This is a genomic window from Flavobacterium sp. KACC 22758 (assembly GCF_028736135.1).
Classification (GTDB): domain Bacteria; phylum Bacteroidota; class Bacteroidia; order Flavobacteriales; family Flavobacteriaceae; genus Flavobacterium; species Flavobacterium johnsoniae.
In genome coordinates this window covers 1,848,327-1,863,623 of sequence record NZ_CP117878.1, presented here as the reverse complement: position 1 = coordinate 1,863,623, position 15,297 = coordinate 1,848,327, and the positions used below count along the sequence as shown (strand labels likewise).

The window sequence follows — 15,297 nt, the reverse complement described above, 5'->3', positions numbered from 1 at the left end:
ATTTATTTTGTAGTTAGAAACACCTTTACTATCTTTCGCACTGTTTAAAGTAAAAACCTTATACATTTAAAAATGTTAGAAGAAAAGAATGATAACCTGCAAGAAGCAGACGGAAAATCAGGAATCGAAATAAGCGATTCTACGCAAAGTAATGCAATTGAAAACTCAGATTCTGAAAAAGCTGAAGAAGCTGTTGAAAACACAGTAGCAGAAACTGTTGAAACAGAACAACCTGATCATCAAAATGCATTAGATGCCATAACAAATTCAAATGCTGAAGAAAGCGAAGATGAGACACTAAAAGAACGTCATGACATTCCTATGAAGGACTATCATACTTTTTCTTTGGATGCTCTTGTTGATGAACTTAAAAAGCTGATCAATATAGACAAAATTATGTCTGTAAAAGATCATATTGAAGAAATCAAAAAATCATTTTTACTACAATACAATCATTTTTTAGATGAAAAAAGAGATGAATTTAATGCATCTAAAGAAGATCCAAACGAAGAGTTTGAGTATCATTCTCCTTTAAAATCAAAATTTGATGAATATTACAATGTTTTTAGAGAGAAAAGAAATGCACACTTTAAGCATTTACAAACTAATCTAAAATCAAATCTGGAAAACAGACTTGCAATTGTTGAAGAACTAAAAGAACTTATAAATCCGCAGGAAAACATAAAAGATACTCTTAAACATTTTAACGATTTAAGAGAAAGATGGAAAAATGCAGGAGCAATTCCAAAAGACAAATACAATCACGTTTGGAATAACTATCACTTTCATGTAGAAAATTTTTATGATTATCTGCATTTAGATCGTGAAGCCCGCGATTTAGATTTTAAACACAATCTTGATCAAAAACAAAAAATTATTGCAAGAGTTGAAGAACTTGTAAATGAAACTGATGTAAATAAAGCTTTCCGCGAATTACAAGATTTACATCGTTTATGGAAAGAGGATATTGGTCCGGTTTCAAAAGAACATCGTGATTCTATCTGGAATAAATTCAGCGAACTGACTAAAAAAATCCACGATAAGAGAGAAGTTTTATTTGAAAGCCAAAGAGCGAATGAACAGCAAAATCTTGAGGCTAAAAAAGAAATCATTGCAAAAATTGAGGTTCTAGGAACTGAAAAAGTGAATTCTCATTCTCAATGGCTGGTTCAGATTCAAAAAGTTGAAGCTTTACGAAATGATTTTTTTGCAGCAGGAAAAGTTCCTTCAGAAGTAAACGAAGAAACCTGGGCTTCCTTTAAAACTGCGGTTAGAAATTTCAACGCATTCAAAAACTCGTTTTATAAAGATATCAAAAAAGATCAAAACGATAATTTGAACAAGAAAATGGCTCTTGTTGCAAAAGCAAAAGAATTACAGGAAAGCACTGATTTTGGCTCTACTACTCCAGTAATGAAACAAATTCAGGAAGAATGGAAGCAAATTGGACACGTTCCTAAAAAATATTCAGATAAAATCTGGAAAGAATTCAAAGATGCCTGCAATCATTATTTTGATAAACTAAAAGAACACAAATCAGAAGAAAATGCAGATGAAGTTGCCGCTTTTGATAATAAAAAAGCATATTTAGAGAATTTAAGAGCTTACCAGTTAACAGGAGATCATAAAACAGATCTTGATGCAATTAAACAGCATATTGAAATCTGGAAAGGTTATGGAAAAGTTCCTTTTTCCAGACGTCATATTGAAGGTAAATTCAATAAAATTTTAGATGCTCTTTTTGAAAAACTAAGTTTAAGCAAAAAAGAATCTGAAATGATGCGTTTTACCAACAGAATAGATTCTTTATCTGATAGTAACGATACACGCAAATTAGATAATGAAAAAATCTTTATTATGCGTAAAATTGAAGAAGTACAGAATGAAATCTTCCAATTAGAAAATAACATTCAATTCTTTACCAACACTAAAAATGCTAAAAAAGAGAATTCAATTGTTACAGAAGTACGTAAAAACATTGCTATTCACAAAGAAAGTCTTGAGGTTTGGAAAGACAAATTGAAACAATTACGAAACTTAGGTCAGGAGTAATTAAAATATAAGAACTGCAGTGAATTATTATTCATTGCAGTTTTTTTATGTGTGCATTTTACCGCAAAGTGCGCTATGATTTACGCAAAGTTCGCAAAGCTTTTTATTAATCAGCTTTGCGAACTTTGCGTTTTAATAGCATTCAGCTATAGAAAAAACCTTGCGTACTTTGCGGTTAAACCTTCACTCTATTTGAACACCAAACTTAACATTCGAATTAAATTCTATAAAACTATTCTGCAAAATATTGATTATATTTGAGTTACCGCTATTAACAACAAATAACATTTAATATTAATTTTAAATTAAAAGACAATGAAATTTACAAGAAAAGCAAATGCCAACTGGAAAGGAACCGGGATGGAAGGAAAAGGAACTATAAGTACTCAGAGTACAACTTTAGATAACGCTCAATTATCTTTTAAAACAAGATTTGCTGACGGAGTTGGAACTAACCCCGAAGAATTGGTTGCTGCGGCTCATTCAGGCTGTTTTACGATGCAATTAAGCTTCTTGCTTAACGAAGCAGGTTTTACCGCTGATGATCTCTCTACAGAAGCTACAGTAACTTTTGAAGACGGTTCGATTACTTTAATCCATTTAGATTTAAAAGGAAAAGTGCCTTCTATATCAGCAGAAGAATTTGAAAAAACAGCAGCTAAAGCAAAAGAAATCTGTCCAATTTCAAAACTTTTAAACACAACAATTACTTTATCTGCTTCATTAGTGAGCTAAAAAGTAATTATAAGGCATAAAAAAACCATTCACAATGTGAATGGTTTTTTTTATAATTTACCTAATATTATTAGTTCATCGTAGCTTTTAGAGCTTTTGCCTCAGCTGTCATTTCTAACGCTTTGTAAACTCCTAATAATGTTTTTGCAACATCATCATTTTTAGGATCTAACTCATTTGCTTTTTTAAGGTAAGGAATAACACCTTTAAAAACATCTTCTCTTTGTGCTTTTAATACATCGTAACGCTTCATATCTTTAGCAGATGTACCTAATTTATTCATTTCATCAATGATTGGTTTCTCAGCTTCTAATTTTAAAGCAGCAAGATTTAAATAAGCATTTGTGTAGTTAGGGTTAATTTCGATTGCTTTTAAGTAGTATTTCTCAGCATCAGCATTGTTTTTTGCATTTGCGCTCAATACACCTAAGTTAAATACTAAATCAGCATTGTTTGGGTCTTTTTGTAAAGCCTCTCCAACTAATTTTTTGTACTGATCGTAGTCTTTTGTTTCAAGATATAAATTAGCTTCAGTAAGAATTAAAGAGCTGTCATCTGGATTTGTTTTTCTTGCATCTGCAATTGCTTTCTTAGCTTCTTCAATTTTTCCTTTTTGAACTAAAATCAAAGCCAGGTTTTTGTAGATTTCTCCTCTTTTTGAAGGAATAGCTTCTGTTTTAGGTTTTTCGTGAGTTCCTAATTTTACAGCTAAATCTCTTTCTTTTGCATTAGCGAAGTTATCTTCGTTATTATTTGCTTTGTTTACAGCTAAGTATAAAGTTCCTTTTCCAGAATAGTTTAATTTTTTTAACTCTTCGTACATAGGAAGCGCAGTATCAAAATCCTGAGCATTTACAGCTGTAGAAGCTGCATAATAAAGATTAATTGTATCGTTTTTGTCTAACAAATAAGCATCATACAATTTCTTAGCTCCTTCTGAATGCTTGTTAGCCTGAGTGTCAGCAATCGCAGAATTAATCAATAATCCCTTGATGTTTGTGATAGATGCTGCAGCCTGAGTTGAATATTTCTGTTTTCCAGAAGCTTTTTCAACATCAATTAATTTTTTATAGCTGTCAGCAGCAGCACTTAAGTTTTTACTCTCTTCAACTTTTTTGTTTGCAAGGTCTAAATAAGCATTTCCTTGTACGAAATAGTACTGTGCCTGCTCAGTATCTTTTGCATTAACAATTAAGTTCTCTGCATCTTTTAATTGTGCAAGAGCTCCTTGTGCATCACCGCCTTTTAACGCTTTTTCTGCATTTTTAATTTGATCTTTTTGAGCAAATGTAGCTACAGAAATCAGTAATGCTGATGCTAGTATAACATATTTACTTTTCATAATGTTCAATTTGTATATTTAATTTAATTTTCTTGTGGACTAATTTAAATTTATTCCTCAGATTCTTCTTCCGAATCGTCTTCGTCTTCAACTACATCATCAGAGTCGTCGTCGTCATCGTCAGCAGTTCCGTCATCTTCAAGAACTTCATCAAGATCCGGTTTAACTCTTTCAATAACAGATTCTACAACGTTTCCATCTTCGTCAACTACAACTTCTTCTGCGTCATCTTTCATTACTTTTGTAACAGCCGCAATAGAATCTTTACCTTTTAGGTTAATTAATCTAACACCTTGAGTAGCACGTCCCATAACACGTAAATCCTCAATTGCCATTCTAATAGTCAATCCAGATTTGTTGATAATCATTAAATCATCTGAATCTGTTACAGCATTAATAGAAATCAGTTTTCCTGTTTTATCTGTAATATTTAAGGTTTTAACTCCTTTACCGCCACGGTTTGTAATTCTGTAAACGTCTTCACCATCATCATCAACTAATTTTGTACGTTTTCCGTATCCGTTTTCAGTTACAACTAAAATTTGAGAATCAGCAACATCATTTTTACCAACAGTAACCATACCAATTACTTCATCAGTATCATCTTTTAAAGTAATTCCACGAACTCCAGAAGCTGTTCTTCCCATCGGACGTGTTTTTGTTTCTTCAAAACGAACCAATTTACCAGATTTAACTGCCAGGATAATTTGGCTTTCTCCGTCGGTTAATTTTGCTTCAAGCAATTCATCACCTTCTTTAATAGTAATAGCGGCAACTCCATTAGCACGAGGTTTAGAGTATTTCTCTAAAGAAGTTTTCTTAACCTGTCCTTGTTTTGTTACCATTACAAGGTTATGAGTATTGATATAATCTTTGTCTTTTAAATCTTGTGTACAAATGAAAGCTTTTACTTTATCATCACTTTCGATATTGATAAGGTTTTGAATCGCTCTTCCTTTTGCCGTTTTACTTCCTTCCGGAATTTCATAAACACGCATCCAGAAACATTTTCCTTTTTGAGTAAAGAACATCATGTACTGGTGGTTTGTTGCAACGAACATGTGCTCTAAGAAATCCTGATCTCTTGTTCCAGCACTTTTTTGACCAACTCCTCCTCTATTCTGAGTTTTGTATTCTGATAAATTTGTACGCTTAATATAACCTGCATGCGAAATTGTAATTACTACATTTTCATCAGCAATTAAATCTTCAATACTTACATCTCCACCCGAATATTCGATTTGAGAACGACGATCGTCTCCGTATTTATCACGAATTTCAGTAAGTTCTTCTTTAATCAAGTCGATTCTAAGATTAACATCTGCAAGTAAAGCTTTTAAATGCTCGATTAATTTCATCAATTCATCATACTCAGCTCTTAATTTGTCCTGCTCCAGACCTGTTAACTGACGCAGACGCATTTCAACAATTGCACGAGCCTGAATATCTGATAATTTGAATCTTTCGATTAATTTCTCTCTTGCTTCATCTGTGTTTTTAGAACCTCTAATTAACGCAATTACTTCGTCAATATTATCAGAAGCGATAATTAAACCTTCTAAAATATGCGCTCTTTCTTCTGCTTTACGCAATTCAAACTGCGTTCTTCTTACTACTACATCATGACGGTGCTCAATAAAATAGTGAATCATATCTTTTAGATTCAATAATTGAGGACGTCCTTTTACTAATGCAATATTGTTTACACTAAAAGAAGATTGTAATTGAGTATACTTATATAAGGTATTTAAAACTACGTTTGGTGTAGCATCACGTTTTAGGATATAAACGATACGCATACCATTTCTATCCGATTCGTCACGGATATTAGCAATACCTTCAATTTTTTTCTCGTTAACTAAATCTGCCGTACGTTTAATCATTTCGGCTTTGTTAACCTGATATGGAATTTCGGTAACGATGATAGATTCTCTTCCGTCAACTTCTTCAAAACCAACTTTTGCACGCATTACAATACGTCCTCTACCTGTTTTAAAAGCTTCACGAACACCTTCGTAACCGTAAATGATACCTCCGGTTGGAAAATCAGGAGCTTTAATATGAGTCATTAACTCATCTACTTCGATATCATTATTATCAAGATAAGCTAAAGTACCGTTGATTACTTCGGTTAAATTGTGCGGCGGCATATTAGTTGCCATACCAACTGCAATACCGGTAGCTCCATTTACTAATAAAGTAGGAACTCTTGTAGGCATTACTTTTGGTTCATATATTGTATCGTCAAAGTTCAATTGAAAATCAACTGTTTCTTTTTCGATATCTGCCATAATTTCTTCTGAAATTTTGCGCATTCTGGCCTCAGTATAACGCATCGCTGCCGGACTGTCACCATCAACAGACCCAAAATTACCCTGACCATCCACTAATAAATAACGCATACTCCATTCCTGTGCCATACGCACCATTGCATCATAAACAGAAGTATCTCCATGCGGGTGGTACTTACCCAGAACCTCTCCCACAATTCTCGCAGATTTTTTATGGGCAGATCTTGAAGTTACACCTAAATCATACATTCCATAAAGTACTCTTCGATGTACTGGTTTCAAGCCATCTCTAACATCAGGAAGCGCTCTCGATACAATTACTGACATCGAATAATCGATGTAAGCTGATTTCATTTCATCTTCAATGTTAATAGGAATTAACTTTTCTCCTTCAGACATAAGTTGTTATGTTTAAATAATTATATTAGTTTCAAAGCGTGCCAAGATACGTTTTTTTAAAATTTTTTCAGCTATTTCCTTACACTTATTTAAATGATTTATTAACAACTTTAGTTTCGCTTTTAGTTAATAAATTAAGCGTTTTTTAACGCTTTTATTGTTATTTTTTTTGTCAATTAGCTGACAGCAGATCTCGATAGGTATGATTTTTGTTTTTCAACCAGTAAATAATTAAATTTACACTACCAATTATATATTATGGATGATAATTTTTCACCAAGAGTAAAAGATGTTATTACGTACAGTAAGGAAGAAGCCCTTCGTTTAGGACATGACTTTATTGGTACAGAACATCTTATGCTGGGCATATTAAGAGATGGTAACGGAAAAGCTATTCATATACTTAATAACCTAGCAGTTGATTTAGATCATTTACGCAGGAAAGTAGAAATACTGAGCCCGGCAAATCACAGCGTTGAGGTAAATACAGAAAAGAAAAACCTTCACCTTACCCGACAGGCCGAAAGAGCCCTGAAGACCACTTTTCTTGAAGCTAAAGTATTTCAAAGCTCGTCGATAAGCACCGCTCACCTGCTTCTGTGTATCTTACGAAACGAAAACGATCCAACAACCAAGCTGCTGAATAAACTTAAAATAGATTATGACGTGGCTAAAGAACAATATTTAAATATGACGCCAAACGAAGAAGAATTCTTAGAAAACTTGCCAAGAAACGAATCGTATAATGACGATTCAGGACAAGATGACAGTTTAAAGGAAAGTAGTTTTAATAATCCCGCCAATAAGTCAAACAAAAAATCCAAGACTCCGGTTTTAGATAATTTTGGGAGAGATTTAACAGAAATGGCTGAGGAAGGAAAACTAGATCCTGTTGTGGGACGCGAAAAAGAAATTGAACGTGTTTCGCAGATTTTAAGCCGAAGAAAAAAGAACAACCCGCTTCTTATTGGAGAACCCGGGGTTGGTAAATCTGCTATTGCAGAAGGACTTGCATTACGTATTATTCAAAAGAAAGTATCACGTATTCTTTTCCACAAACGTGTTGTTACTCTGGATCTGGCTAGTTTAGTTGCCGGAACAAAATACAGAGGACAATTTGAGGAAAGAATGAAAGCCGTTATGAATGAGCTTGAAAAAAACGACGATATCATTCTTTTTATTGATGAAATCCATACTATTGTAGGAGCTGGAGGAGCAACAGGTTCGCTTGATGCATCTAACATGTTTAAACCTGCTTTAGCAAGAGGTGAAATCCAATGTATTGGTGCCACTACTCTTGATGAGTACAGACAATATATTGAAAAAGACGGTGCATTAGAAAGACGTTTCCAAAAAGTTATTGTAGAACCAACTTCTGTTGAAGAAACAATCGCTATTTTAAATAACGTAAAAGACAAATACGAAGATCACCACAATGTAACTTACACACAAGAAGCTATTGAAGCCTGTGTTAAACTTACAGATCGTTATATGTCTGAACGTTTCTTACCAGACAAAGCGATTGATGCTCTTGATGAAGCCGGATCTCGTGTTCACATTACTAATATTGATGTTCCTAAACAAATTTTAGATTTAGAGCGTCAGTTAGAAGAAGTTCGCGAAATGAAGAATATGGTAGTTAAAAAACAAAAATATGAAGAAGCTGCCAAACTTCGCGATGACGAAAAACGCATAGAAAAAGATCTTGCTGCTGCACAAGAACAATGGGAAGAAGATTCTAAAAACAACAGAATTGAAGTTACAGAAGATAATGTAGCCGATGTTGTTTCGATGATGACCGGAATTCCTGTAAACAGAATTGCACAGACAGAAAGCAATAAATTAGCCAAATTACCTGAATTAATTCAGAACAAAGTAATTGGTCAAAATGATGCCGTTCTTAAAATCGCACGTTCTATTCAGCGTAACAGAGCCGGACTTAAAGATCCAAACAAACCAATTGGTTCGTTCATTTTCTTAGGTCAGACTGGTGTTGGTAAAACACAGCTGGCAAAAGTATTAGCAAAAGAATTATTCGATTCTGAAGATGCATTAGTTCGTATCGACATGAGTGAATACATGGAAAAATTTGCGATCTCTCGTTTAGTTGGAGCGCCTCCGGGATATGTTGGGTACGAAGAAGGCGGGCAATTGACTGAGAAAGTTCGTAGAAAACCATATTGTGTAGTTCTTTTAGACGAGATCGAAAAAGCACACCCAGATGTATTCAATATGATGCTTCAGGTTTTAGATGACGGATATTTAACAGATAGTTTAGGTCGTAAAATTGACTTTAAAAACACTATCATCATCATGACATCTAACGTTGGTGCACGTCAGTTAAAAGATTTTGGACAAGGTGTTGGATTCGGGACTGCAGCAAGAACAGCTCAGGCAGATGAAAACTCAAAAAGCATTATCGAAAATGCATTAAAGAAAACTTTTGCTCCTGAATTCTTAAACAGAATTGATGACGTAATTGTATTTAATGCACTAGAAAAAGCTGATATCGATTTGATTATCGAAATCGAATTGAAAAAACTATATTCTCGTATTGCAGAGTTAGGCTACAAGTTAAGCTTAACTGACAAAGCAAAAGCTTTTATTGCTGAAAAAGGTTTCGATAAACAGTTTGGAGCAAGACCGCTTAAAAGAGCAATTCAGAAATATGTTGAAGATTTGCTTGCCGAAGAAATCATCACTTCAAAAATACATTCAGGTGATGAAATTATGATGGATCTAAAAGATGATTCGCAAGAACTATCAGTAGAAATTCATAAAGCCGAAGAGCCGACTAATCAATAAATTAGTTAAAATTTATAACAAAAATAATTTACCCGTTACGTTTTCATAACATAACGGGTATTTTTTTTGCAAAAATCACTATCTTTAGTAAAAGCAAATAGCTATTTTTGAATTCAAATTCTATAATAAAAAACAAAATATGCTTCAAAACAAAGTCATTTTAGGCAGTGAAGAATGGTGCTCATTTCCAGAACTTGGAATCCCGACAATTAAAGCTCGTGTCGATTCTGGTGCCAAAACTTCGGCAATGCATGCAATCAATATTGCTCCTTTTATAAAAAATGATGCTAATTGGGTAAAATTTGATATTAACCCAATTCAAAATAACATTAAAACCATTATTCACTGTGAAGCCCCGCTTGTTGATAAACGAATTGTAAAAAGTTCCAGCGGTTACAGAGAACATCGTTATGTTATTCAGACGCATTTAAAAATTGGCGATGCAAAATGGCCAATTGAAATGACTTTAACTAATCGTGATTCAATGGGTTTTCGTATGCTTCTTGGACGCGAGGCCATGAGCGGAAGAGTTTTAGTAGATCCTGAACAAAAATATCTTTTAGGACAGCCTTCTCCGGAAACTTTAAAAGAATTATACCAAAACTCTGAAAAAGCTACTACAGGTTTAAGAATTGGTCTTTTGGCCAGCAATCCGGAATTATACAGCAACAAACGTATTATGGAAGCCGGCGAAATGCGCGGCCACGAAATGCACTTTCTGAACATAAAGGAATGTTACATGAAACTTGATGCTAAAAAACCTGAAATTCACTACCGAGGCGGAAAAATTCTAAACGAATTTGACGCTATTATTCCACGAATCCGTCCGAGTATTACTTTTTACGGATGTGCATTAACACGTCAGTTTGAAGCTTTAAAGGTTTTTGTTTTAAATTCAGCCACAGCTATTACACAATCCAGAGATAAATTATATTCATTGCAGCTTCTTTTGAACAGCGGCATTGATATTCCAACTACAGGATTTGCCAATTCTCCGCTTGATACAGACAACTTAATTAAAATGGTGGGCGGTTCACCTCTAATTGTAAAATTATTAGAAGGAACACAAGGAAAAGGAGTTGTTTTAGCCGAAACCAAAAAAGCTGCAGAAAGTGTAATTAATGCTTTTAAAAGTTTAAATGCCAACATCTTAGTTCAGGAATTTATTAAAGAAGCAAACGGAAAAGATATACGTTGTTTTGTAATCGACGGAAAAGTAGTTGCAGCTATTCAGCGCGAAGCAATGCCGGGTGAATTTAGAGCCAATATACATCTTGGCGGAACAGCATCTGTAATTAAAGTAACGGCCGAAGAAAAAAAGATTGCCATAAAAGCCGCAAAAGCAATGGATTTAAAAGTAGCCGGAGTTGATATTATTCGCTCTTCAAAAGGACCTTTATTACTTGAAGTAAACTCTTCTCCAGGGCTTGAAGGAATTGAGGGCGCAACAAACAAAGATGTTGCCGGAGAAATGATTAAAGCGATTGAGAAAAATTTCAAACTATAGATAGTTAAGTTCATTTTAACTTAATTATCTACAAATAATTTAGCAGCTTTGTCAAAGTTTAGAACCTTTGACAAAGCTTTTTTTATTTAACTTTAAAATAAAAAGTTATGTCATTTCCTTATTTAGATATTATTTTTAGAAGTGTTGCTGTTTATTTCTTCATGACAATTGCCCTTCGCATTTTCGGTAAAAAAGAACTTTCACAATTAAATACTGCCGATATTATTCTGATTTTACTAATCAGCAATTCTGTTCAAAACGCAATGGTGGGTCCAGACACTAGCCTTGTTGGCGGTTTGGTTGCAGCTTTAGTTTTATTTGTAATTAACTTTGCCATTAAAAAACTAACAAAGAGATCGAAAATCTTAGGCGATTTAATACTTGACAAACCCGAAGTTTTAATTCATGACGGAGTATTAGATTTCAAAGCTTTGAGCAGACTGGATATTTCGCACGAAGAATTAAAGGAAGCGGCACGCGAACACGGTTTAGAACATCTTACCGACATCAAACTTGCCATGCTGGAAATGGATGGAACGATAAGTGTTATTTCTGCAGATCAAAAACATCTTAAACAATCGCATTATAAGCGAAAACACAATCATAAAAATCTTCAAAAATTTTAACTACAAACATCAAAAAAGCCGATTTCAAATTAGAAATCGGCTTTTGTTTAATAGTTATCAGGATCTATTTCTTTTATTGTTTCATTCGTTAATCCAAAAGCTTTAAGTCTATGATTTAGATTTATTAAAATATAATCTTTCTCTTTTGGAAATCGTACAGCAATATTTTTATAATGCTGCAAAAGCTTTTTGTCGTTAATACCTTCTAAAGCTTGTAATGTAATATGAACAACTCTGTTTGCTTTATCATTTAAACCCAAAATAAAAGTTTCTAAATAATCAACCTTATTTTTTAACTGCCCAAGCGCAAAAAAGGCAGTTACTCGTATTGATACATCTTTATGCGAAGTGAATAAAATTATAACTGAACTATAATCAGTACCTGTTTCTTTTAATAAATACGTACAAAAGTTAAAAGTCTCATCGTCGTTAATTTTTGAAGCATTTTCTTTAATTACTTCCAGCCAGTCAAGACTTTTGTCTTTTGCATACCAGTATACAAATTGAAAAACACTTAATAAATCTTTTTGAACCCAATCAATCAAATAAGGATAAGCACGATCATAATCGAATTTTACAAGTATTTGAAGGAGATTTTTCTGGATTATACCTGAACTTAAATTATATTCTTTTTCTAAAATATCTAATGTGGGAGAATCAATCTTTTTCTTTTTTAAAAGACCTAGCAAACATTCTAATTTTGTTTCCTCACCTTCTGTAGTAACAAATACATCTAAAATATGTGCCGTCGATCCACCCAAAGTATAATTAAACAAATCTTTTTCATCCATTGCAGTTTCTGCCGTAATTCCGTCTAACCAGCGTTCGTACCAATCTAAAAAATTAGACTCAAAAGCAAAAAAAGGTTTCTGTCTGTCTAAATCAACATTTACTACCCGTCCTTTAAATTTTCCATTTAAAACTAGACCATAATAATAAGAACAGCCTTGTGTTCCAAGAGGCAAAATTCCCGCAAATATCCTGCCTAGTTCAGCTTCAAAATCTTCCTCGGAAATATCATCGTTCTCCTCAATATTTTTGATTGATTCTTCCCAAAATTCATCACTCATTTTTGGATAAATGAAACAATTCTGACTTAAACAATTCTCTGGATTAGAATAAACAAATTCATCAACATTTTCAGCAAAGGGAAATACTCCATAACCAGGCCCCGCTGCAGAGTTTTCATATGATATCCCACCATTTCCTATATGCAGTAAAAAAGCTTTGTAACAATGTGGAAGAGAAACATTGTATTTTTTTTCAAATTCAAAAATTTCATCAGCAGCTGCTGTTTCGCCTACAACATATTTATGACTGTCTGCTCCAAAAACTTCTAAGTCCTTATCAATTTCTTTTGCTAAAAGCAGCTTCTTTTTGATTCTTTGTATTTGATATGTTATTTCAGAATTCATATTTTATTAAAACGAGAAAATTAAGTGTGCTAAATTACTTAGTTTCTTTATTAGGAATTATATTTTTTCCGTAAAATGGTAAAATCAAATCACTATCCGCAAATTTACCGTCTAAATCGGCTTTTACAGGTGTTTTGACTAATAACGTATTAAATCTTCCTTCAACGTCAATATAAATTTTCTTATTTTTAAAATAGTCAACTGCTTTTAGACAGTCTTCAACAGCAAATAACAATTCTTTTCTGGAAGATTTTTCAATACCTTTCATATCTCCAACTTTAACAATTACCAGAACTGTATCGTTTTTTTCTTTTGAAAAATATTTTAATTCATCTGTCTTAATACCTGTTAGTGTTCTGTTTACACATTCTTTTAAGAAATAAGAAATAGAATCTGTTTTTTGATCTGGAGTATCAGTAACTTTCTTTTTATCTTCCAATAAATAAACCTTTCTCTTATCATCTGGTTTACTGTCACATGAACAAAAAGTGATACCCATAAACATTAAAGCAGCAACTGAAGCCGAGAAACGATTAATTCTTTGCATTTGTATTTTGTTTTATATTACATAATTGAGCTGTAAACAAAAGTTTATCACTGCTCTTATTTTTTTTGCAAAGGTCTTATTGTTTCATTTTTAAAATATCCATTAAAAGTTTTTAAACTATCATTCTAAGACACAAAATTCATCTATCAATACAAACAAAAAAGCCGATTTCAATTTGAAATCGGCTTTTAAATATTTAAGAAAATGCAATTTACAACTCACATTTTTCGATAATCATTTTACTAAATAAATACACTTAGTATAAAATAAACCAAACCTGCTAATATAGCCGAAATTGGAATAGTCAAAATCCAGGCCCAAACTAAACTTACTGTAACTCCCCAGCGAACTGCAGATACACGTTTTGTTAATCCAACACCAATAATAGATCCTGTAATAGTATGTGTTGTACTTACCGGAATTTTTAAATGTTCTGTAAAGTAAAGCGTTAAAGCTCCTGCAGTTTCAGCTGCAACACCTTCAAACGAACTTACTTTTGTGATTTTAGATCCCATTGTTTTTACAATTTTCCATCCACCGCTTAAGGTTCCGGCTGCAATTGCAGAATAACATGCTAACGGAATCCAGCTTGGCATTTGTCCTTTAATTCCTAAATCTTCATTTGGCAGAACAACATCTAACCAGGCATCCATATGTACACCGTGATTGGTATTGATATAAACAGCAACCGCAGCAGCAATAATTCCCATTACTTTTTGAGAGTCATTTCCTCCGTGTCCTAAACTAAACGCTGCAGAAGATAGTAATTGCATTTTTTTCAAAGCAGCGTCAGCCTGATGAAGGTTTAAGCTACTGAATATTAAACAAAAACCACTAACTGTCAAGACGATGAACGCAACTAAAAACCATTTAATATTGTGGGCTTCAAAAGCAACACTCCAAAAATGAGAATCAAATCTTGGTTTATCAATCTCTGAATAAGGAATCATCTGATAGTATACAAATACGATTGTAGCAATCATTAATGCTCCAGTAAAGATTTTAGGACCAATACTTTTTCGAGAAGCATTTAATAACCAGATAGAAATTAAATAAGAAGCCAAAGCTCCTAATAATGGCGCAAGAACTATAAAAGCAATAATAATAAGGACTCCCGAGGGCATTGCACCATCTTTTCCTGCCTTATACCAGCTTACAATTTCATACCAATAATGTGTTGCACCGTCTTCTCCAACATAGCCAGAAAAACCGTGAACTGCGATTGCATGTGCAACAGCTGCTCCGGCAAAACCTCCAATTAATGTATGTGAAGAACTTGAAGGAATTCCTAACCACCAAGTCAATAAGTTCCAGCAGATTGCCGCAATTACTCCAGCGAGAATTACAACCAGGTTAATTTCCATGGTGTGCGCAGTTTTGGCAACAGTATCTGCAACACCAAATCCGAAAACCCAATAAGCCAAAAAGTTAAAAAATGCTGCCCAGACAACCGCCTGAAAAGGTGTCAAAACCTTTGTGGCAACAACAGTCGCTATAGCATTTGCCGCATCATGAAAACCATTGATGTAATCAAAAATTAAGGCCAATACTATAATTAATATAAGTAGCGTCATAAAG

The 15,297-nt window shown here is 33.5% G+C and carries 10 protein-coding genes; 5 read left to right on the top strand and 5 right to left on the bottom strand.

Annotated features, from left to right (window positions below):
• Nucleotides 1-72 precede the first annotated feature (72 nt).
• Together PQ462_RS08045 and PQ462_RS08040 are read left to right on the top strand one after the other, a co-directional pair.
• Nucleotides 73-2,052, top strand: coding sequence for a DUF349 domain-containing protein (locus PQ462_RS08045; RefSeq protein WP_274253041.1), 1,980 nt, complete (start codon nt 73-75; stop codon nt 2,050-2,052).
• Nucleotides 2,053-2,367: 315 nt separating this feature from the next.
• Nucleotides 2,368-2,787: an OsmC family protein gene (locus PQ462_RS08040; protein WP_012024652.1), complete on the top strand. Its 420-nt coding sequence runs from the start codon at nt 2,368-2,370 to the stop codon at nt 2,785-2,787.
• Nucleotides 2,788-2,857: 70 nt separating this feature from the next.
• Here the strand turns inward: PQ462_RS08040 and PQ462_RS08035 are convergent, their stop codons facing one another.
• Complete coding sequence (locus PQ462_RS08035) at nt 2,858-4,129, bottom strand: tetratricopeptide repeat protein (protein ID WP_274253040.1); 1,272 nt, start codon at nt 4,127-4,129, stop codon at nt 2,858-2,860.
• A gap of 50 nt (nt 4,130-4,179) precedes the next feature.
• A complete protein-coding gene (gyrA, locus tag PQ462_RS08030) occupies nt 4,180-6,819 on the bottom strand; it encodes a DNA gyrase subunit A (protein WP_274253039.1) in 2,640 nt (879 codons plus the stop codon).
• Nucleotides 6,820-7,077: 258 nt separating this feature from the next.
• Here gyrA and PQ462_RS08025 point away from each other — a divergent pair, with 258 nt between their 5' ends.
• From PQ462_RS08025 to PQ462_RS08015, 3 genes are all read left to right on the top strand, one after another.
• On the top strand, nt 7,078-9,624 hold the full coding sequence (locus tag PQ462_RS08025) for an ATP-dependent Clp protease ATP-binding subunit (RefSeq protein WP_073409774.1): 2,547 nt from the start codon (nt 7,078-7,080) through the stop codon (nt 9,622-9,624).
• 139 nt (nt 9,625-9,763) lie between these two features.
• Nucleotides 9,764-11,131: a 30S ribosomal protein S6--L-glutamate ligase gene (rimK, locus tag PQ462_RS08020; protein ID WP_012024648.1), complete on the top strand. Its 1,368-nt coding sequence runs from the start codon at nt 9,764-9,766 to the stop codon at nt 11,129-11,131.
• 107 nt (nt 11,132-11,238) lie between these two features.
• On the top strand, nt 11,239-11,757 hold the full coding sequence (locus tag PQ462_RS08015; protein WP_012024647.1) for a DUF421 domain-containing protein: 519 nt from the start codon (nt 11,239-11,241) through the stop codon (nt 11,755-11,757).
• 47 nt (nt 11,758-11,804) lie between these two features.
• On the opposite strand, the gene PQ462_RS08010 is transcribed toward PQ462_RS08015, so the two are convergent.
• The 3 genes from PQ462_RS08010 to PQ462_RS08000 all read right to left on the bottom strand — a co-directional run bounded on the left by PQ462_RS08010 (nt 11,805) and on the right by PQ462_RS08000 (nt 15,293).
• Nucleotides 11,805-13,172 carry an SMI1/KNR4 family protein gene (locus tag PQ462_RS08010; RefSeq protein WP_274253038.1) on the bottom strand — a complete coding sequence of 456 codons (1,368 nt, stop codon included), beginning with the start codon at nt 13,170-13,172 and terminating at the stop codon, nt 11,805-11,807.
• Nucleotides 13,173-13,206: 34 nt separating this feature from the next.
• Entirely contained in the window at nt 13,207-13,719 is a 513-nt protein-coding gene (locus tag PQ462_RS08005) for a hypothetical protein (RefSeq protein WP_274253037.1), read from the bottom strand.
• Nucleotides 13,720-13,961: 242 nt separating this feature from the next.
• Nucleotides 13,962-15,293 (bottom strand): inorganic phosphate transporter, encoded by a 1,332-nt coding sequence (locus PQ462_RS08000; protein WP_274253035.1) that lies wholly within the window; start codon nt 15,291-15,293, stop codon nt 13,962-13,964.
• Nucleotides 15,294-15,297 lie beyond the last annotated feature (4 nt).

Coding starts and splice junctions, on each gene's coding strand:
- PQ462_RS08045 (WP_274253041.1), top strand. CDS start 73: ATGTTAGAAGAAAAGAATGATAACCTGCAAGAAGCAGACGGAAAATCA.
- PQ462_RS08040 (WP_012024652.1), top strand. CDS start 2,368: ATGAAATTTACAAGAAAAGCAAATGCCAACTGGAAAGGAACCGGGATG.
- PQ462_RS08035 (WP_274253040.1), bottom strand. CDS start 4,129: ATGAAAAGTAAATATGTTATACTAGCATCAGCATTACTGATTTCTGTA.
- gyrA (WP_274253039.1), bottom strand. CDS start 6,819: ATGTCTGAAGGAGAAAAGTTAATTCCTATTAACATTGAAGATGAAATG.
- PQ462_RS08025 (WP_073409774.1), top strand. CDS start 7,078: ATGGATGATAATTTTTCACCAAGAGTAAAAGATGTTATTACGTACAGT.
- rimK (WP_012024648.1), top strand. CDS start 9,764: ATGCTTCAAAACAAAGTCATTTTAGGCAGTGAAGAATGGTGCTCATTT.
- PQ462_RS08015 (WP_012024647.1), top strand. CDS start 11,239: ATGTCATTTCCTTATTTAGATATTATTTTTAGAAGTGTTGCTGTTTAT.
- PQ462_RS08010 (WP_274253038.1), bottom strand. CDS start 13,172: ATGAATTCTGAAATAACATATCAAATACAAAGAATCAAAAAGAAGCTG.
- PQ462_RS08005 (WP_274253037.1), bottom strand. CDS start 13,719: ATGCAAAGAATTAATCGTTTCTCGGCTTCAGTTGCTGCTTTAATGTTT.
- PQ462_RS08000 (WP_274253035.1), bottom strand. CDS start 15,293: ATGACGCTACTTATATTAATTATAGTATTGGCCTTAATTTTTGATTAC.